The following is an 18,778-nucleotide window of genomic DNA, read 5'->3' as shown; positions in this document are numbered from 1 at the left end:
TTAATATATTTATCTCCATTATATAAGAAATTAATTTAAAATTTATATATAAATAAAATTAAATTCATCAAAAGTACTAATTATAAAAATATATAAACAAAAAAATCTATTATACAATTTTATAATAACTTTGTAAGTTTTAATATATATTAATATATATATATATATTTTTATATAAATATATATATATTATTGAAATAAAATGTTTAAATTAAATAATATTTAAGTAAGTTATTTAAAAGACTCTACAGATGAGATTATATTTTTTTTATTTAGTTAATATATTATATATTAATTTAATAATTAATATAATAGTAAAATGTAATATTTAGTTAATATATTATATATTAATTTAATAATTAATATAATAGTAAAATGTAATATTTTTATTTAGTTATACAAAATTTTAATTTATAATAGTTTTATAATATAATTTAATTAAATTTTGTTATTGCACGAGTAAAATGTTATGATTAATAAATATGTGAGTTTAATAGGTAGGACTAATGTTGGTAAATCTAGTTTATTTAATATGTTTTTAAATAATAGAATTTCTATTGCTACAGATTGTAAAAATTTTACTAGAGATTCTAATATTGTTTGTATTTGTAATAAACATTGCGACTGTTTTTTTCTTGTTGATACAGCTGGTATAAAGTATAAAAATAATTCTTGTTTATATAAGAAAATAGAAAATAAAATTATGTTTTATATTAATAATTCTAAATTAATTTTATTTGTAGTTAGTGCTATTGACGGTATAACTTTTTTAGATAAAGAAATATCTAAAGTTTTAAGAAAGTTTAATAGAAAAATTTTTTTAATAGTTAATAAATCTGAGAATTTTAATTTTTCTAGCACCAATATGGATTTTTATTCTTTAGGATTTAAGTCTGTTTACTTTACTTCTTCTTCTAACAACATTGGTATTAAAAATTTATTTTATGATAAAATTATACCTTGGATATATAAAAATAAATATACTTTTAAATATAATTTATATAAAAAAAATTTTTATTTGTTAGAGGATTATAGGATAAATAAAAATTATAATAAAATTTATACAAAAATTGTTGTTTTAGGTAAACCTAATATTGGAAAATCTACTTTAATAAATTCTATAATTAATGAAAATCGTATTATTACTGATAATTTTCCTGGAACTACTACAGATAGTGTTGAAATTCCATTTATATATAAAAACGTAAATTATATTTTTATAGATACAGCTGGAATAAGAAAGAAAAAAAATTTTTTTTCTAAAAAAGAATCATTGTCTGTTTCAAAGACAATGAGTTCTATTATGAATGGAGATATTATTATGTTAATTATTGATGCTAGTATTGGAATATCTAATCAAGATTTTTATTTAATAAATAATGTCATTTCTTTAGAAAAATATATTTTTATTGTTATTAACAAATGGGATTTATTATCTTTAAAAGAAAAAATAAAATTTAAAGAATTACTTAAAAATTTTATTAAAAAAACTATCTTATTAGATTTTCATTTTATTTCAGCAAAATATAAAAAAAATATATTTTCTATATTTAACACTATAGAAAAAATTAACAACTTAGTTAATAAAGATTATTCTCCGTCTAAGTTAACAAAAATATTACATACTATTGTTAACAATCATAAACCTCCATTATTTGATAGAAAAAAAATAAAATTAAAATATGCAAATTTAATTTCTAAAAAACCATTTAGAATATTAATTCATGGTAATAGAACAGATAATTTAATTAATTCATATAAAAAATACTTAATTAATAGTTTTATTAAACATTTAAATTTAAAAGGGATTACTTTAAATATATTTTTTAAAAAAAGTAAAAATCCTTATATTAAATAAAAATTTTATAAATATATTATTTATTTAACTTTTATTCTTTAACGTAATTAGATGAATAATATGGTATTTTTACTATTATATCTTTTTTTCCAATTTTTGCTTGGCATGTTAGTCTGCTTTTTTCTTCTACTTTCCATGCTTTGTCTAAAGTGTCTTCTTCTTTTTCTGAGCATTTTGAAAGTGATGAAAATCCTTTTTTTATTATACAATGACATGTTGTGCAAGCGCATGATTTTTCACAAGCATGTTCTATTTCTATATTATTTTTTAGCGCAGCATTTAATATTGTTTCTCCTTCCTGTGCATCTATAGTAATACCTTTTGGAATTATTTTTTTATGTGGCAAAAATGAAATTTTCGGCATAATATTTTTTATTAAATTATAATTTTTTATTTACGTTATTAAAATAATATTATTAATTATATTATTAATAATATTATTTTTCAAGTTTGTTATTTTTTGTATTTTTTAAATATTTTTTATTTATTTATTATTTTGTATTTTAGTTTTTTGTAAATTTTATTAATGAAGTTTAATTTAATTAATATTTTTTTTGATTTTTTCCATCTTTTTTTATTTAAATATCTTTCTATTCTTACATAATATTTTTTTTTTTTTTTTTTTATTTCATTTAATATTTTTATTAATTTTTTTTCTCTTTTTTCATTCTTGTATTCTTTTTCTATTTCATCATTTATGTTAAAACAATAATTTAAAAATTTTAAGTTATAATTTTTTTTTTCATGTTTTTTTGAATAATTTATTTCTATTATATATTTTGCTCTTTTATATGAATTTTTTAATATGTTATATGCATTATTTATTAATATAGATTTTTTTAAATTATTTTTTATTTCTTCCTTTGTTTTTTTAATATTCATATCTGGGTGAAATTTTTTTTGTAATTTATAAAATTTTTTAGATAATTTTTTTTTATCTAATTTAAATGATTCATCAATCTTAAACAATTTAAAATAGTTCATATTATTTATATTTATATAAGTGCTAAATATTTTATTTTAGCACTTATATTTTATTTTAATCTTTTTTTTTATTTTTTTTTTTGTAGTCTAATATTGCTTTTTTTATTGCTTCTTCAGCTAATATTGAGCAATGTATTTTTACAGGAGGTAAATTTAATTCTTTTACTATTTTTATGTTCTTTATTTTTTTAGCTTGTTTTAAAGTTTTTCCTTTTATCCATTCAGTCATTAAAGAACTAGATGCAATAGCAGATCCACATCCATATGTTTTAAAACAAGCATCTTCTATTATGTTTTTTTTATTTACTTTGATTTGCAGTTTCATTACATCTCCACATGCTGGAGCGCCTACTAAACTAGTTCCTACATTTTTTTCTTTTTTTGAAAAAGAACCAACATTTCTAGGATTTTCATAATGATCTATTACTTTCTTATTATAAGACATTTTTATACTCCAAAATTAAAATTTTTTATAACTTAAGTGTTTTTACTCCAATCTATTTTTTCTATATTAATTCCTTCTTTAAACATTTCCCATAACGGAGATAATTTTCTTAATTTTTTTACAGATTTATGTATTATTTTAGATGCATAATTTATTTCATCTTTTGTAGTGAACCTTCCAATAGAAAATCTTATAGAACTATGAGCTAATTCTGTTTTAATTCCCATAGATTTTAATACATATGAAGGCTCTAAACTAGCAGATGTACAAGCAGAACCAGATGATATTGCCAAATCTTTTAATGCCATTATTATTGATTCTCCTTCTATATAATTAAAGCTTACATTTAATATATGTGGAGAGCTGTATTTTAATTTACTATTTAAATATATTTCTTCTATATTTTTTATATTATTCCATAATAAATTTCTTAATTTTATTAATCTTTTATATTCTTTTTTCATATTTTTTTTAGCTATTTTAAATGCTTCTCCCATTCCTACTATTTGATGCACAGGTAATGTTCCTGATCTCATACCTCTTTCATGCCCCCCACCATGAATTTGAGGAGATATTCTAATTCTAGGATTTCTCCTAATAAATAATGCTCCTATTCCTTTTGGACCATATATTTTATGAGCAGAAAATGACATTAAATCTATTTTTATTTTTTTTATATTTATTTTTATTTTACCTATGCTTTGAGTAGCATCTACATGAAAAAAAATTTTTTTATTTTTGCATATTTTACTTATTTTTTTTATATTTTGAATTATTCCTGTTTCATTATTTACATGCATTATTGAAATCAAAACAGTTTTTTTTCGAATATTTTTTTTTATATCTTTAACTTTTATTAATCCTTTTTTATTAGGTTTTATATATGTTACTTTACAATTTTTGCTTTCTAAATATCTACATGTATCTAAAACTGCTTTGTGCTCTGTTCTACTAGTTATTATATGATTTCCTTTATTTTTGTAAAAATTCATTATTCCTTTTATTGCTAAATTTATTGATTCAGTTGCCCCGGAAGTAAATATTATTTCTCTAGGATCAGCATGTATTAAATCTGATATATTTTCTCTAGATATATCTACAGCTTCTTCCGCTTTCCATCCAAATATGTGAGATCTAGATGCTGGGTTTCCAAAGTTATTATCTTTAGTTAAATATTTTAACATTTTTTTTACAACTTTTTTATCTATTGGTGTAGTAGCTGCATAGTCTAAATAAATAGGTTTCTTCATAGTTTTTTATTTTTTTGCAGTTTTATTTATTAATATTAAAAGAAATTATATATTTTTATTTTTTTTAAAATATTTATAATTATAGACTATAAAAAAAAATAATAGTATTATATTATAATATAGTTATAATATTAAAAATTAAATTTTATATATTATATTTAAATAATTTTAACATTTTTCTTTTTCAATGTTAAAATTTATAATTAGGGGTGTAACTCAAAATTGGTAGAGTATCGGTCTCCAAAACCGAATGTTGTGGGTTCGAGTCCCTCCTCCCCTGCATTATTTTTATATTAAAAATATTCAAATAATTTTATTAAGTTATATTTTATTTAATATTTTTAAATATTTAAAATTGGAGTTTTATTTAAAATGATTTCATATAGATCTTCAGTAACTACTCAAGGGAAAAATATGTCTGGGGCTCGTGCTTTATGGAGAGCTACAGGAATGAAAGATGAAGATTTTAATAAGCCTATTATTGCTATAGTAAATTCATTTACTGAATTTGTTCCGGGTCATATTCATTTAAGAAATTTAGGCAAAATTGTTTCTGAAGAAATAAATATAAATGGAGGAGTTGCGAAAGAATTTAATACTATAGCTATAGATGATGGGATAGCTATGGGGCATTCTGGAATGTTGTATTCTTTACCATCTAGAGAAATAATAGCAGATTCTATAGAATATGTAATAAATGCACATTGTGTTGATGCTATGGTATGTATTTCAAATTGTGATAAAATTACTCCAGGTATGTTGATTGCTTCTATTAGATTAAATATACCAACAATATTTGTTTCTGGAGGACCGATGGAATCTGGAAAAGTTAATATTAATGGTAAAATTAAGAAGTTAGATCTAGTTGATGCTATTGTACATGGATCTAATGATTATAATAATGATATATCTAAATTAATAGAAAAAAATGCATGCCCAACTTGTGGTTCTTGTTCAGGAATGTTTACAGCTAATTCTATGAATTGTTTAACTGAAGTATTAGGAGTATCATTTCCTGGTAATGGAACCTTACTGGCTACTCATTTTAATAGAAAAAAATTATTTATTTCAGCCGGAAAACAGATAGTTAAAATAACTAAAAATTTTTATATAAATGGCATTAGTTTGTTACCAAAAGATTTAATAAATAAAAAATCTTTATATAATTCTATGTGTTTAGACATTGCTATGGGTGGATCAACTAATACAATTTTACATTTGTTGGCAATAGCTAAAGAGGGTAATATAAATTTTAATATTTCTGATATTGACAAATTATCTAAAAAAATTCCATATATTTGTAAAATATCTCCTAGTTCCAACAAATATCATATAGAAGATTTTCATAGAGCTGGAGGAGTTATAGGTTTACTAGGTGAGCTTTATAGAGGAAATTTTTTATACAGTGATACTAAAAATATTTTAGATTTAACTTTAAAAGAAATAATTTTTAAATATGATATAACAATTTCTAAAAATAAAAATATAAGTGATTTTTTCAAATCAGGACCTAAGGGAGAAAAAACTATTGTTCCTTTTTCTCAGTCTTATGAATGGAGTAGTTTGGATAAGGACAGAAAATATGGATGCATAAGGTCTATAAATAATTGTTATAGTAAAGATGGAGGGATTGCTATTTTATATGGAAATATAGCAAAAAATGGATGTGTAGTTAAAACAGCTGGTGTAGATAAAAAAAATTTAGTTTTTTCAGGTGTAGTTAAAGTATATGAAAGTCAGGAAGACGCAGTATATGCTATTTTGAACAATAAAGTTTTTAAAGGAGACATAGTAGTAATAAGGTATGAAGGTCCCAAAGGAGGACCTGGAATGCAGGAAATGTTATATCCAACTTCTTATTTAAAATCTTCTGGATTAGATAAATATTGTGCTTTATTAACAGATGGAAGATTTTCTGGTGGAACTTCTGGTCTGTCCATAGGGCACGTTTCTCCAGAAGCTGCAAATAAAGGATTAATATCTTTAGTAAAAGATAATGATTTAATTAAAATAAATATACCTAAGAGATATATACATTTAGAAGTTTCAAAACATGAGTTACATTTAAGAAGAAAATTAGAAGAATCTAGAGGAATGTTTTCTTATACTCCTAAAAACAGAAAAAGAAAGATTTCAGCTTCATTAAAAATATATTCTTATTTTGCAACTAGTGCAGACAAGGGCGCTTATAGAGATACTAGTAAATTAATTTAGATATATAAAAATTTAAGAGTTTTATTATGTTAATAAGTTATTTATTTTTATAAATTTTATATTAGAATTTTATTTTTTTATTGTTTTATTTTTAACAAAATTTTTAGAGGTATTATGAAAAATTATTTTAGCAGCTTAAATTTTAGAAATAAATTAAAAGAATTAAGAAAATGTAGATTATTAAAAAAAAAAGAATTTAATAATAAAGTTAATATTTTAATAAATAAAAAAATAGTTATTATCGGTTGTGGTTCTCAAGGATTAAATCAAGGACTTAATTTAAGAGATTCTGGGTTAAATGTATGTTATGCTTTGCAAAAATCTTCTATTAATAAAAAAAATTTATCTTGGAAAAATGCTATAAATAATAATTTTAAAGTTGGCACATATAAAGAATTAATTCCTAATGCTGATTTAATAATAAATTTAACTCCTGACAAACAGCATTCTATAGTTATAAACAAAATAGAAAAATTTATCAAAAAAAATGCTGTTTTAGGATATTCACATGGATTTAATATAGTTGAATATGGTCAAAAAATTAGAAAAGATATTACAGTTATTATGGTTGCCCCAAAATGTCCAGGAACTGAAGTAAGAGAAGAATACAAAAGAGGATTTGGAGTTCCTGCTTTAATTGCTGTGCATTCTAAAAATGATAATAGAAATATTGGACTAGATTTTGCAAAAGCCTGGGCGTATGGTTTAGGAAGTAGCAAAGCTGGTGTTCTAGAGTCTTCTTTTTCAGCTGAAGTTAAATCAGATTTAATGGGTGAACAAACTATATTATGTGGTATATTACAATCTGCATCTATAGTTTATTATAATAAATTAATTTCTCAAAATTTTAATAAAGAATATTCATGTAAATTAGTTCAGAATGGCTGGGAAGTTATTACTGAATCTTTAAAACATGGAGGAATAACTTTAATGTTAGATAGATTATCTAATTCTTCTAAAATAAAAGCTTATAAAATTTCTGAAAAATTAAAAGTTTTGTTAAAACCATTGTTTAAAGAACATATGGATAACATAATTTCCGGAGATTTTTCTAGAGATATGATTAAAGATTGGAACAATGGAGATAAAAAACTATTACATTATAGAAATATAAGCAGGAAATCTGAGTTTGAAAATTCTAATAAATCAGAAGTAAAAATTTCCGAAGAAGAGTATTTTGAAAATTGTATTTTTATAGTTTCTATACTTAAAGCTGGAATAGAACTTTCTTATGAAATAATGTTAGAATCTGGTATTTGTAGTGAATCAGCTTATTATGAATCTTTGCATGAAATTCCATTAATTGCTAATACTATTTCTAGAAAGAAATTATATGAAATGAATTTAGTAATATCTGATACAGCTGAATATGGAAATTATATTTTTTCTAATAAAGCTATACCAATTTTAGAAAATTTTATAAATAAATTAGATTGTAATTGTTTATTTAATTCTAAAAACTTAAATAAAAATATAGATAATATAGAATTATCAAGAATAAATCAAAAAATAAGAAATCACAGTATAGAAAAAGTAGGCTATAACTTAAGAAAATATATGGTTGGAATGAAAAGTATTTCTTTTAAATAATTTTTTAAAATTTATTATTAATGTAGTAAAATTTTTTATATATATTTTAAATTATTTTTTTATTATAAATAAAAATATGTTATTAAATTTTTTTCAAAATTATGCTGTAAAATTTATTTCTAAACCATGTTTGGTAATTGCTGGTGCTGGTTCTGGTAAAACTAGAGTAATAATAAATAAAATTATATATTTAATTAATGATTGTGGATTTAATTCTAAAGATATTTTTGCATTAACTTTTACTAATAAAGCTGCAAATGAAATGAAAGATAGAATAAAAAATGTTTTAGGTGAATTTAAATCTAACAATTTGCATATTTCTACTTTTCATTCTTTGGGGATAAAAATTTTAAGATTAGATAGAAATAATTTATATACTAAATCTAATTTTTCTATATTTGATAGATATGAGCAAAACATTATATTAAAAGAAATTACAAAAAATTTTTTAAATAAAGATTTAAATTTATTAAAAAAATTAATTTTTTTTATATCTAAATGTAAAAATAAATTAATAGATAGCTATATTGCAAAGAAACATGCTAAAAATTCTTTAGAACATATTTTCGCTAATTGTTATGAAATTTATGAAAAATATTTAAGAAATTTAAACATTCTAGACTTTGATGATTTAGTGTTTTTACCAGTATTATTATTAAAAAAAGACAAGAATTTAAGAAATTATTTTAAAAGAAAAATTAAATATTTGTTAGTCGATGAATATCAAGATACTAATGTTGTGCAATATAAGTTAATAAAATTATTAAATAATTCTAAAAATTTTACTTTAGTTGGAGATGACGATCAATCTATTTATTCATGGAGAGGTGCAAATCCAAAAAATTTTTTTTTATTAAACAATGATTATCCTAAATTAAAAATTATAAAATTAGAACACAACTATAGATCTTCAGGCAGAATATTACATGTAGCAAATTCATTAATTTCTAATAATTCTCATTTGTTTTCTAAAAAACTTTTTTCAAATTTTTCATATGGATCTTTTATTAAAATAATATCTGCAAGAAATGAACTAGATGAATGTAACAGAGTAGCTGATGAAATAATTAAATATAATAATATTTATAATAATAATTATAATGATTTTGCAGTTTTATATAGAAATAATCAACAATCTAGAATTTTAGAAAAAATTCTATTAACTAGATCTATTCCATATAAAATTTTTTCTAATATTTCTTTGTTTAATATTTTAGAAATAAAATTTTTATTAAATTATTTAAAATTAATAATAAATCCAAATAATGATTTTTCTTTTTTACAAGTTGTTAATGTTCCTAATAGAAAAATAGGAAAAATAACATTGTCAAAATTAATCAAGTGGTCAAAAAGAAATAAAACAAGTTTGTTTAAATCTTGTTTAGATAAAAATATTAATACTAAAATTAATAATAATAGTTATAATAACTTACGAAAGTTTGGAAATTGGTTTACTAAAATATTAGTTTTTTCTTCTTCAAAACCATCTAAAGTATTGTATAAAATAATAAAAGACATTAATTATATAGATTGGTTAAAAAAGAGAATAAAAAATTCTGAAAAATTTAATTTTTGTATAAAAAATATAAATTTATTTTTAAAATGGTTTGAAGATTTTTTTAAAAAAAAAAAAAAGAAAAATTATAAAATAATTTTTCAAGAAATTATTGAAAATCTTTTAATAGATGATAATAATTTAGAAAAAAATAATAGAAATTTTATAAATTTAATGACTTTACATTCATCTAAAGGATTAGAATTTAATTTTGTATTTATTATTGGATTAGAAGAAGGAATAATACCGCATTATTCTAATTTATCTAACAGCGATATTGATGAAGAAAGAAGATTAATGTATGTAGGAATAACTAGAGCCAAAAAACAATTAACCTTAACTTTTTCTAAAATTAGACAAAAATATGGTGAAAAAATTTTTACTACTCCTAGTAGATTCTTATATGAATTGCCTAAAAAAGATTTAAAATGGATATAGAAAATTTTTATAATTTATATTTTATATTTATAAAAACAAACATATTTTAATAAATTTTTATTTAGAGATGAAATTATGTCAGATAGTAAGATAATAAATTTAAATGATGACAATTTTGAAAAAAATGTTATTAAAAAAAATAGTGTGATATTAGTAGATTTTTGGGCTGAATGGTGTAGACCATGTAAAATGTTAATTCCTATTTTAGAAGATTTATCTAAAGAGTATTTTAATAAAATAAAAATTTGTAAAGTGAATGTAGAACAAAACCATAAACTTTCAAAAAAATATTTAATTAAGAGTATACCTACATTAATTTTATTTAAAAATGGAATTGTTAAAGATACTAGAATAGGATCTATTTCAAAATTGCAATTAAAAGAGTTTTTTAATATTTACATTTAAATATTAAATTTATAAAAAGCGGTTTTATTTTTTAAAACCGCTGGTTTATATATATAAAATATAATATAATTTAAATTAAATATAATCTTAAAAATAATAAAAAATATTTTTTGTTAATTTTTATATATATTAAAATAAAAAAAAATATTTTTCCATTAATAGTCATTAAAAGATTTAAATCCCAGTTTACTAAGAATATAACATAATGAATCTTACCGAACTAAAAAACAACCCGGTTTCTGAACTAATTATTCTCGGTGAAAAAATGGGGCTAGAAAATTTAGCAAGAATGCGTAAACAAGATATTATTTTTGCAATACTAAAGCAACATTCAAAGGGAGGAGAAGATATATTTGGAAATGGAGTATTAGAAATTTTACAAGATGGTTTTGGTTTTTTAAGATCATCAGACAGTTCTTATTTAGCAGGTCCTGATGATATATATGTTTCTCCTAGTCAAATTAGAAGATTTAACTTGAGAACAGGAGATACAATTTCTGGAAAAATAAGACCTCCTAAAGAAGGAGAAAGATATTTTGCTTTGTTAAAAGTAAATGAAGTAAATTATGATAAACCAGAAAGTTCTAGAAGTAAAATTTTGTTTGAAAATTTAACTCCTTTACATGCTAATTCTAGATTAAGGATGGAGAGAGGAAATGGTTCTACTGAAGATATTACTGCTAGAGTTTTAGATTTATCATCTCCTATAGGTAGAGGTCAGAGAGGATTAATAGTTGCTCCTCCTAAAGCTGGTAAAACAATGTTATTGCAAAATATAGCTCAAAGTATAGCTCATAATTATACAGATTGTGTTTTAATGGTTTTGTTAATAGATGAAAGACCAGAAGAAGTAACTGAAATGCAAAGATTGGTAAATGGAGAAGTAGTCGCTTCTACTTTTGATGAACCAGCTTCTAGACATGTTCAAGTTTCTGAAATGGTAATAGAAAAAGCAAAACGTTTAGTTGAACATAAAAAAGATGTAGTAATTTTATTAGATTCTATTACTAGATTAGCTAGAGCATATAATACTGTTGTACCTGCATCTGGTAAAGTTTTAACTGGTGGTGTTGATGCTAATGCATTACATAGACCTAAAAGATTTTTTGGAGCAGCCAGAAATGTCGAGGAGGGTGGCAGTTTGACTATAATAGCTACAGCTTTAATAGATACTGGCTCTAAAATGGATGAAGTAATATATGAAGAATTTAAAGGAACTGGAAATATGGAATTACCATTGTCTAGGAAAATAGCAGAAAAAAGAGTATTTCCAGCAATTGATTATAATAGATCTGGCACTAGAAAAGAAGAACTATTGACTTCTAAAGAAGAATTAAAAAAAATGTGGATTTTAAGAAAAATTATACATCCTATGAGTGAAATAGATGCTATGGAATTTTTAATTGCTAAGTTATCTATGACTAAAACTAACAATGATTTTTTTGAAATGATGAAAAGATCATAAAAGTTTTAGCATTTTTAAAAAAAATAAGTATCTTGTGTAATATTTTTCAAAATTAATTTTATATTATTTCTTTTTTATATTTTTCTTAAACGATCATTTAAAAATATTAATTGAAAAAAAAAAAATTATACAGTATGATTATACTAATTTTTAATGAATAAAATATATAATACTTTTTATATTTATAAAATTTTATTTTTTTCAATATTATTTTATAATAATACATAGTTTTAAAAATATAATATTTTAACATTATTTTAAATATTAAAATTATTTATATTTTATTTTTTTTAATATTAAATTTTGAATAATTGGTGATTATAGCTCAGCTGGTAGAGCCCTGGATTGTGGTTTCAGTGGTCATGGGTTCGAGTCCCATTAATCACCCATATTTAAAAAATATTTCTATTTTTTATTAAAATTTTAATTTATAAATAAACATATTTAATTTTATTAAATTTTTATTATTCGGCGAATAGCGCAGCTTGGTAGCGCAACTGGTTTGGGACCAGTAGGTCAGAGGTTCAAATCCTCTTTCGCCGATCAACATTTATGTTTTAGTAAAAAAATATATTGAATTTATTAATTCTAGATTTATGTTTATTTTTATTTTGTTAAAAAGTTTTATTTTTATTATATAATTAATTTTTATATTAAAAATAAAATAATTTAATTATTTTTTTTTTTATTAATATTTTATTAAGAAAATTAGTTATGAGATTATTTAATTTTTCAAAAATGCATGGATTAGAAAATGATTTTGTTATATTTAACAATTTAAAAAATGAAATATTTCTAACAAAGAAAATAATAAATAAATTATCCAATAGAAATATTGGTATAGGATTTGATCAACTTATTTTAGTAGAAAACAGTTATGAAGACAATGTAGATTTTTTTTATAAAATTTTTAATGCAGATGGAAATGAAATTTTTCAATGTATTAATGGAGCTAGATGTTTTGGAAGATTTGTTTTTTTAAAAAATATTGTTGATAAAAAGAACATTTGTATAAGAACTAAAAACAAAAAAATGTTTTTAGAAAATATAGATAAAGATTTTATTTCAATAAAATTACCTAAACCGGATTTTGATCCAATTAATATTCCGTTTTTAAAAGAGTATTCAAAACATGGATATAATGTTCGTTTTGAATCAAAAAATATTAAATTTTTTATAGTTTTCTTAGGAAATCCACATTGTGTAATATTTTTAAATAATGTTTTTAATATAAAAATAAATAAAATTGGTTATTTTTTAGAAAATCATTTTTTATTTCCTAAAGGAGTTAATGTAAATTTTGTAGAAATTGTTTCTAACAATGAAATAAACGTAAGAACTTATGAAAGAGGGGTTGGAGAAACTAGATCTTGCGGTAGTGGAGTTTCAGCATCAGCTGTAGTAGGTATAAATAATGGTTTTATTAATAATGAAGTTTTTGTAAATGTTTTAGGTGGTAAAATGCATGTTTATTGGGGTGGAAAAGATTCATGTATTATTTTAAAAGGTGATGTTAAGCACGTATTTGATGGGGTAATAAATTTACAAAATTTTTGATATTTTTGTAGTTTAATTTTTATTTTATTTATATAAAATATACATTTCATAATATTTTACATTTTTATTAAATAAATTACTTGACTAAATATAAAAAATTTAATTTAATAAAAATTATAGAATATGCATTTAGGACATAATATTATGTCATCTATTTATAATATAAGTAAAATAAATTTTTTAAAAGACAGTATAAATGTTAATTCTAGAAATGATTTTTTAGAATCTAAATCTCGTATGTTTCAACATAATAGATTAGATTATTTTGATAATCCAGAAATGAATGAAGCTATTACTTTAGTTCCTATAAGAAAATCTTTTACTTATTATAAAAAACCTTTAGTTAAAAAGAAACCTCAACATGTAGATAAAAGTTGTTTTTCTTTATTTGAAGTAGACAAAAATAATGAAAATATAATGAGACAAGGATCTTTAGTTGTTAAAAGATCACAAAAAATAAAATATATTGATAAAGGTCCTGAAACATCTAGTTTTCAATTATTTTATAATAAAAAAGACAATGTAGTTAATTATATTTCTACACTATTTAAATATAGAAATACTTTTATAGACAAAAAAAAAAATTGTTTAATGGATCAAAAAATTATTTCTACTGTGTTACCTAATATGAAATTTTATTTAAAAGATTCTGAAACAGTTTTAGATAAATTCCCTAATACTTCAAAAGTTTCCTACAAATCTTTTACTTCTAATTACAATAAATCTTCTAAAGTTTATAATTCTAAGAAAATAAATTTAAATATTAATAATGATGGTAAACATATTAAATATAGTTTAACTAAAAACATTAAAAATATTAGTAAAAATAATAATAACATTATAAAAAATTTTAAACTTGATAAATCATTGAATTACAATAATACTATTGATAAAAATTTTGTAAATCCTATATCTAAAAGTGCTTTAAAAAAAAATGTTGAAGAAATAAAAAAAGTTATATATAGACATGATGCTAAAGTTGTACATATGAATGTTCCAAAGCATAATAGATGTTACGAAAGCATTAAAGTAGTTAATAATAAAGTAAAACCAAAAGAAAAAATAGAAGAAATAGATTCTAAGAATTATAATTGGAATTTATTAAATGATTCTAATGAATCTGTTGCATTAGTAAAATTTGGCTCTGATATAAAAAAAAATTTTAATTATTTAAATAATAATTATTCTCAAAATTTGCACAATATATTCTTAGCTGAATTAGGTCATGTACATATGTCTATTAACGGGAAAACTATAACGGATGATAGGTCTCCTCAAGTAATTTTGACAAAATTTACAAAACTTCTTCCTAACATATCAGATAGAAAATTGGTTTCTTGTTTTTCTCAAGAAGGAGTTTTAGCTAATGCTTTTTTTGGTATTGTGTCTAAATGTCCGGATATTTTAAAATATACATTTTATGATCCTAAGATTTCTTATAAAATACATAGAATTAATGAGAATACTTTTGAATCAGAAATTTGCAGTATTACTAAAGCTAAAGAATTTACAGAATTTGGAGTTCCTTATAAAGACAGAAAAGTTCATTATTATGGAATGAAATCTAATGTAATTTTTTCTAAAATTGATAATCCTATAATTAAAAATTCATACTTTGTAAAATAAATATTTATTATTAAAAAGAATTATTAATTAAGTATTTAAAAGTTTACAAAACGATGTTTTTCGTTTTGTAAACTAATAAATTTTATTTTTAATCTATATTTTATTGCGTATTTTAATATGAAAAAATTAATTAAATGGAGTTCTACAAGTAATGTTAAAGATCTTGTATTAAGATCTAAAATAATTTTTAAAATTAGAAAATTTTTTCACAATATGGGTATAATAGAAGTAGATACTCCAGTTTTGTCTAGACACGCTGTTACTGATTTTAATACAAATTGTTTTAAAACTAATTTTTTTGATATTAAAAATAATAAAAAAATAAATTTATGGATGATTCCAAGCCCTGAGTATCATATGAAAAGATTATTAGCTTCAGGAATTGGTTCTATATATCAAATATGTCATAGTTTTAGAAATGGAGAGCATGGTTTATATCATAACCCTGAATTTACTATTTTAGAATGGTATATGATAAATTTTAATATGTTTGATTTGATGAAAAAACTAAATATTTTTTTATGTAAAATATTAAATGTTAAAGATTATAATTTTATATCTTATAGAGATCTTTTTATAAAAATATTGAAAATTGATCCAATAAAGTCTAAAAAACATATGTTAATAAAAAAAATAATTGAACTGAAGCATTTTCATTTAGTAAAAAATTTAAAAATTTTATCTAAAAAAATATTATTAGAAATATTATTTGTAATAGGTATAGAAAATAAATTGAAAAGACATAAATTAACATTTGTTTATCATTTTCCATCAGATCAAGCTTTATTATCTTCTATAAATAAAAAAGATAATAGATTATCAGATAGATTTGAAGTATTTTTTAAAGGAATAGAAATAGCTAATGGATTTCATGAATTAAGAGACAGAAAAATACAAGAAAATAGATTTAAACAAGACAATAATTTAAGATCAAGAATTGGAATTAAAAAAATAAAATTAGATAGTTTTTTTTTGAATGCTTTATCTAGTGGAATTCCAAAATGTTCAGGTGTAGCTATAGGAATAGATAGATTAATAATGTTAAAATTAAATAAAAACAATATTTCTAAAGTAATCTCTTTTTCTATAGACAATTGTTAGTTTAATTTATTTTTTAAAGTATTTATATTGTTACCAATAATTTTCCATAGTTATATTTCCTGGTTTTTTTCTTAAATGTTTTTCAAGATTATATTTATTTTTTAATATTTTATATGTATCTTTTAACATATTTGGATTACCGCATAACATCACATGAAAATTTTTAGAATTTATTTTTATTCCAATAGATTTTTCTATTTTATCATTATTTAATAAAGTTGTTATTCTTCCAAACAAGCATTTTTTATATATTTTTCTACTAGTTATTCTTTGAAATTTAAATTTATTTTTATATTTTTTTTTTATTTTTTTAATTATATTTTTATAATTGAATTGATTTTTATATCTTACTGCATGTATTAATATAATCTTTTTAAATTTTTTTGTATCAGATCCATCTTGTAAAATTGACAAATATGGACCTATTGCTGTACCAGTAGATATCATTAATAAATTTTTTCTTTTAGGTATTTCTTTTAATGTAAAAAAACCAAAAGATTCTTTACTTATCATTATTTCATCATTTACATTTAATTTATATAACATTTTAGTAATTAATCCATTTTTTACGTATGTTATATAAAATTCTAGATTTTTTTCTTTTGGTGAATTTACATAAGAATATGCTCTTTGTATTTTTTTACCATTGTGAATTACTCCTATTTTTGCAAATTGCCCAGCGATGAAAGGTAATATATTTGCATGTAATGTTATACTAAATAATGGGAAATTCCATTTTTTGATTTTTATAACTTTAGCTTTTATCCAAGTTGTCATAATAATTCCTATTTTTTAAGATGTTTTTTATAAAATAATTTTTTTTAATATTTTAAATTAATTAAAAGTTTTATTATAAATAATAAAAATTTTATTAAAATATATTTGAAAGTTTTCTTATCTCAGATGTCTTATCTAAGATAAGAAAAAATTCATGTTATATTGTTTTATAAATTTTATAAAACAAATTTACTTAAATCCTCGTTAGATATAAATTTATCTAAATGTTTTTCTACATATTTTTTATCTATTTTTATAGTAGTTTTTTCACTATCATTTGCATTAAATGAAATATCTTCCATAAGTTTTTCTAAAACTGTATGTAATCTTCTAGCCCCAATGTTTTCCATAGATTCGTTTACTTTCCATGCAGCTTTAGCTATACATCTTATTCCACTTTTTGTAAAGTGTATTTTTATACCTTCTGTTTTCATAAGAGCTTGATATTGTATTGTAATAGAAGAACTAGGTTCTGTTAAAATTCTTTCAAAATCTTCTATAGTTAATGGTTTTAATTCTACTCTTATAGGCAATCTTCCTTGCAGTTCTGGTATTAAATCTGATGGAGTAGAAATTTGAAAAGAACCTGATGCAATAAATAATATGTGATCTGTTTTTACAGTTCCATATTTTGTAGAAACTGTACATCCTTCGATTAGTGGCAATAAATCTCTTTGTACTCCTTCTCTAGATATGTCAGGTCCTGAATTTATTCCACTTCTTCTACATATTTTGTCTATTTCATCAATAAATACTATACCTTTTTGCTCTACAGAGTTTATTGCTTTTTTTTTAATTTCTTCTGGATTTATTATTTTAGATGCTTCTTCTTCTATAAGCAATTTCATTGCTTCCTTTATTTTTAGTTTTCTTACTCTTTTTTTGTTACTTCCTAAATTTTGAAATATAGATTGAAGTTGATTTGTAAGATCTTCCATACCAGGAGGGGCCATTATTTCTACTCCTAATGGAGTTACAGAAACATTTATTTCTATTTCTTTATCATCTAATTTTCCTTCTCTTAATTTTTTTCTAAATGATTGTATAGTAGCTAATGGTCTTTGATTTATATCTTGTATACCCCAATTATTTTGTACTGTAGGCACTAATATGGATAATATTTTTTCTTCTGCTATTTCTCTAACTTTTTTTTTATTTTTTTCAATTATTTGAACTCTTACTATTTTCATTGCAGAATCTGTTAAGTCTCGTATTATAGAGTCTACTTCTTTTCCTACATATCCAACTTCAGTAAATTTAGTAGCCTCTATTTTTATAAATGGAGAATTTGCTAATTTAGCTAATCTTCTAGCTATTTCTGTTTTACCAACTCCAGTAGGTCCTATCATTAGTATATTTTTAGGAGTTATTTCGTGTCTTAATTCTTTATTTAATTGCATTCTTCTCCATCTATTTCTTAATGCTATAGCTACTGCTTTTTTTGCTTTTTTTTGTCCTATTATAAATTTGTTTAATTCATTTACAACATCTTTTGGAGTCATTTCAGACATAT

At 21.1% G+C, this 18,778-nt stretch carries 15 protein-coding genes and 3 tRNA genes; 12 read left to right on the top strand and 6 right to left on the bottom strand.

Features of this window, described 5'->3' with window-relative positions:
• Nucleotides 1-469 precede the first annotated feature (469 nt).
• Complete coding sequence (gene der / locus RJD23_RS02105) at nt 470-1,858, top strand: ribosome biogenesis GTPase Der (RefSeq protein ID WP_343188217.1); 1,389 nt, start codon at nt 470-472, stop codon at nt 1,856-1,858.
• A gap of 31 nt (nt 1,859-1,889) precedes the next feature.
• Here der and fdx read toward each other — a convergent pair whose 3' ends face one another.
• The 4 genes from fdx to RJD23_RS02085 form a co-directional block, all read right to left on the bottom strand.
• Nucleotides 1,890-2,222, bottom strand: a complete 333-nt coding sequence (gene fdx, locus RJD23_RS02100) for an ISC system 2Fe-2S type ferredoxin (protein WP_343188216.1) — start codon at nt 2,220-2,222, stop codon at nt 1,890-1,892.
• A gap of 116 nt (nt 2,223-2,338) precedes the next feature.
• Entirely contained in the window at nt 2,339-2,842 is a 504-nt protein-coding gene (hscB, locus tag RJD23_RS02095; protein WP_343188215.1) for a Fe-S protein assembly co-chaperone HscB, read from the bottom strand.
• Nucleotides 2,843-2,897: 55 nt separating this feature from the next.
• A complete protein-coding gene (iscU, locus tag RJD23_RS02090; RefSeq protein WP_343188214.1) occupies nt 2,898-3,287 on the bottom strand; it encodes a Fe-S cluster assembly scaffold IscU in 390 nt (129 codons plus the stop codon).
• Between the two features lie 32 nt (nt 3,288-3,319).
• Complete coding sequence (locus tag RJD23_RS02085) at nt 3,320-4,537, bottom strand: IscS subfamily cysteine desulfurase (protein ID WP_343188213.1); 1,218 nt, start codon at nt 4,535-4,537, stop codon at nt 3,320-3,322.
• A gap of 205 nt (nt 4,538-4,742) precedes the next feature.
• Here RJD23_RS02085 and RJD23_RS02080 point away from each other — a divergent pair.
• The 11 genes from RJD23_RS02080 to epmA all read left to right on the top strand — a co-directional run bounded on the left by RJD23_RS02080 (nt 4,743) and on the right by epmA (nt 16,488).
• A tRNA-Trp gene (locus RJD23_RS02080) sits at nt 4,743-4,817 on the top strand.
• A gap of 92 nt (nt 4,818-4,909) precedes the next feature.
• Entirely contained in the window at nt 4,910-6,751 is a 1,842-nt protein-coding gene (ilvD, locus tag RJD23_RS02075; RefSeq protein WP_343188212.1) for a dihydroxy-acid dehydratase, read from the top strand.
• Nucleotides 6,752-6,865: 114 nt separating this feature from the next.
• A complete protein-coding gene (gene ilvC / locus RJD23_RS02070; RefSeq protein WP_343188211.1) occupies nt 6,866-8,341 on the top strand; it encodes a ketol-acid reductoisomerase in 1,476 nt (491 codons plus the stop codon).
• Between the two features lie 76 nt (nt 8,342-8,417).
• Complete coding sequence (locus tag RJD23_RS02065; RefSeq protein WP_343188210.1) at nt 8,418-10,334, top strand: UvrD-helicase domain-containing protein; 1,917 nt, start codon at nt 8,418-8,420, stop codon at nt 10,332-10,334.
• A gap of 75 nt (nt 10,335-10,409) precedes the next feature.
• Entirely contained in the window at nt 10,410-10,739 is a 330-nt protein-coding gene (gene trxA / locus RJD23_RS02060; protein ID WP_343188209.1) for a thioredoxin, read from the top strand.
• Nucleotides 10,740-10,944: 205 nt separating this feature from the next.
• Complete coding sequence (gene rho / locus RJD23_RS02055) at nt 10,945-12,204, top strand: transcription termination factor Rho (RefSeq protein WP_343188208.1); 1,260 nt, start codon at nt 10,945-10,947, stop codon at nt 12,202-12,204.
• Between the two features lie 314 nt (nt 12,205-12,518).
• Nucleotides 12,519-12,591, top strand: a tRNA-His gene (locus tag RJD23_RS02050).
• Nucleotides 12,592-12,673: 82 nt separating this feature from the next.
• A tRNA-Pro gene (locus tag RJD23_RS02045) sits at nt 12,674-12,747 on the top strand.
• Between the two features lie 171 nt (nt 12,748-12,918).
• Complete coding sequence (gene dapF / locus RJD23_RS02040; RefSeq protein WP_343188207.1) at nt 12,919-13,761, top strand: diaminopimelate epimerase; 843 nt, start codon at nt 12,919-12,921, stop codon at nt 13,759-13,761.
• Between the two features lie 144 nt (nt 13,762-13,905).
• A complete protein-coding gene (locus tag RJD23_RS02035; RefSeq protein WP_343188206.1) occupies nt 13,906-15,387 on the top strand; it encodes a hypothetical protein in 1,482 nt (493 codons plus the stop codon).
• 117 nt (nt 15,388-15,504) lie between these two features.
• The gene (gene epmA / locus RJD23_RS02030; RefSeq protein ID WP_343188205.1) at nt 15,505-16,488 is read left to right on the top strand and encodes an elongation factor P--(R)-beta-lysine ligase; all 984 of its coding nucleotides are present in this window, start codon (nt 15,505-15,507) and stop codon (nt 16,486-16,488) included.
• A 30-nt stretch (nt 16,489-16,518) separates the two neighbouring features.
• Here the strand turns inward: epmA and RJD23_RS02025 are convergent, their stop codons facing one another.
• Both RJD23_RS02025 and hslU read right to left on the bottom strand, forming a co-directional pair.
• Nucleotides 16,519-17,265: a ferredoxin--NADP reductase gene (locus RJD23_RS02025; RefSeq protein WP_343188204.1), complete on the bottom strand. Its 747-nt coding sequence runs from the start codon at nt 17,263-17,265 to the stop codon at nt 16,519-16,521.
• 176 nt (nt 17,266-17,441) lie between these two features.
• A complete protein-coding gene (gene hslU, locus RJD23_RS02020; protein WP_343188203.1) occupies nt 17,442-18,776 on the bottom strand; it encodes an HslU--HslV peptidase ATPase subunit in 1,335 nt (444 codons plus the stop codon).
• Nucleotides 18,777-18,778 lie beyond the last annotated feature (2 nt).

The organism is Buchnera aphidicola (Ceratoglyphina bambusae), from assembly GCF_039363085.1.
In the GTDB taxonomy this organism is placed as follows: domain Bacteria; phylum Pseudomonadota; class Gammaproteobacteria; order Enterobacterales; family Enterobacteriaceae; genus Buchnera_G; species Buchnera_G aphidicola_E.
Note: the sequence above shows the minus strand (reverse complement) of the source record. Positions and strands in the feature narration are given on the sequence as shown.

Excerpts from the sequence above, each read along its gene's own strand:
- der (WP_343188217.1), top strand. The coding sequence starts at position 470 with ATGATTAATAAATATGTGAGTTTAATAGGTAGGACTAATGTTGGTAAA.
- fdx (WP_343188216.1), bottom strand. The coding sequence starts at position 2,222 with ATGCCGAAAATTTCATTTTTGCCACATAAAAAAATAATTCCAAAAGGT.
- hscB (WP_343188215.1), bottom strand. The coding sequence starts at position 2,842 with ATGAACTATTTTAAATTGTTTAAGATTGATGAATCATTTAAATTAGAT.
- iscU (WP_343188214.1), bottom strand. The coding sequence starts at position 3,287 with ATGTCTTATAATAAGAAAGTAATAGATCATTATGAAAATCCTAGAAAT.
- RJD23_RS02085 (WP_343188213.1), bottom strand. The coding sequence starts at position 4,537 with ATGAAGAAACCTATTTATTTAGACTATGCAGCTACTACACCAATAGAT.
- ilvD (WP_343188212.1), top strand. The coding sequence starts at position 4,910 with ATGATTTCATATAGATCTTCAGTAACTACTCAAGGGAAAAATATGTCT.
- ilvC (WP_343188211.1), top strand. The coding sequence starts at position 6,866 with ATGAAAAATTATTTTAGCAGCTTAAATTTTAGAAATAAATTAAAAGAA.
- RJD23_RS02065 (WP_343188210.1), top strand. The coding sequence starts at position 8,418 with ATGTTATTAAATTTTTTTCAAAATTATGCTGTAAAATTTATTTCTAAA.
- trxA (WP_343188209.1), top strand. The coding sequence starts at position 10,410 with ATGTCAGATAGTAAGATAATAAATTTAAATGATGACAATTTTGAAAAA.
- rho (WP_343188208.1), top strand. The coding sequence starts at position 10,945 with ATGAATCTTACCGAACTAAAAAACAACCCGGTTTCTGAACTAATTATT.
- dapF (WP_343188207.1), top strand. The coding sequence starts at position 12,919 with ATGAGATTATTTAATTTTTCAAAAATGCATGGATTAGAAAATGATTTT.
- RJD23_RS02035 (WP_343188206.1), top strand. The coding sequence starts at position 13,906 with ATGTCATCTATTTATAATATAAGTAAAATAAATTTTTTAAAAGACAGT.
- epmA (WP_343188205.1), top strand. The coding sequence starts at position 15,505 with ATGAAAAAATTAATTAAATGGAGTTCTACAAGTAATGTTAAAGATCTT.
- RJD23_RS02025 (WP_343188204.1), bottom strand. The coding sequence starts at position 17,265 with ATGACAACTTGGATAAAAGCTAAAGTTATAAAAATCAAAAAATGGAAT.
- hslU (WP_343188203.1), bottom strand. The coding sequence starts at position 18,776 with ATGTCTGAAATGACTCCAAAAGATGTTGTAAATGAATTAAACAAATTT.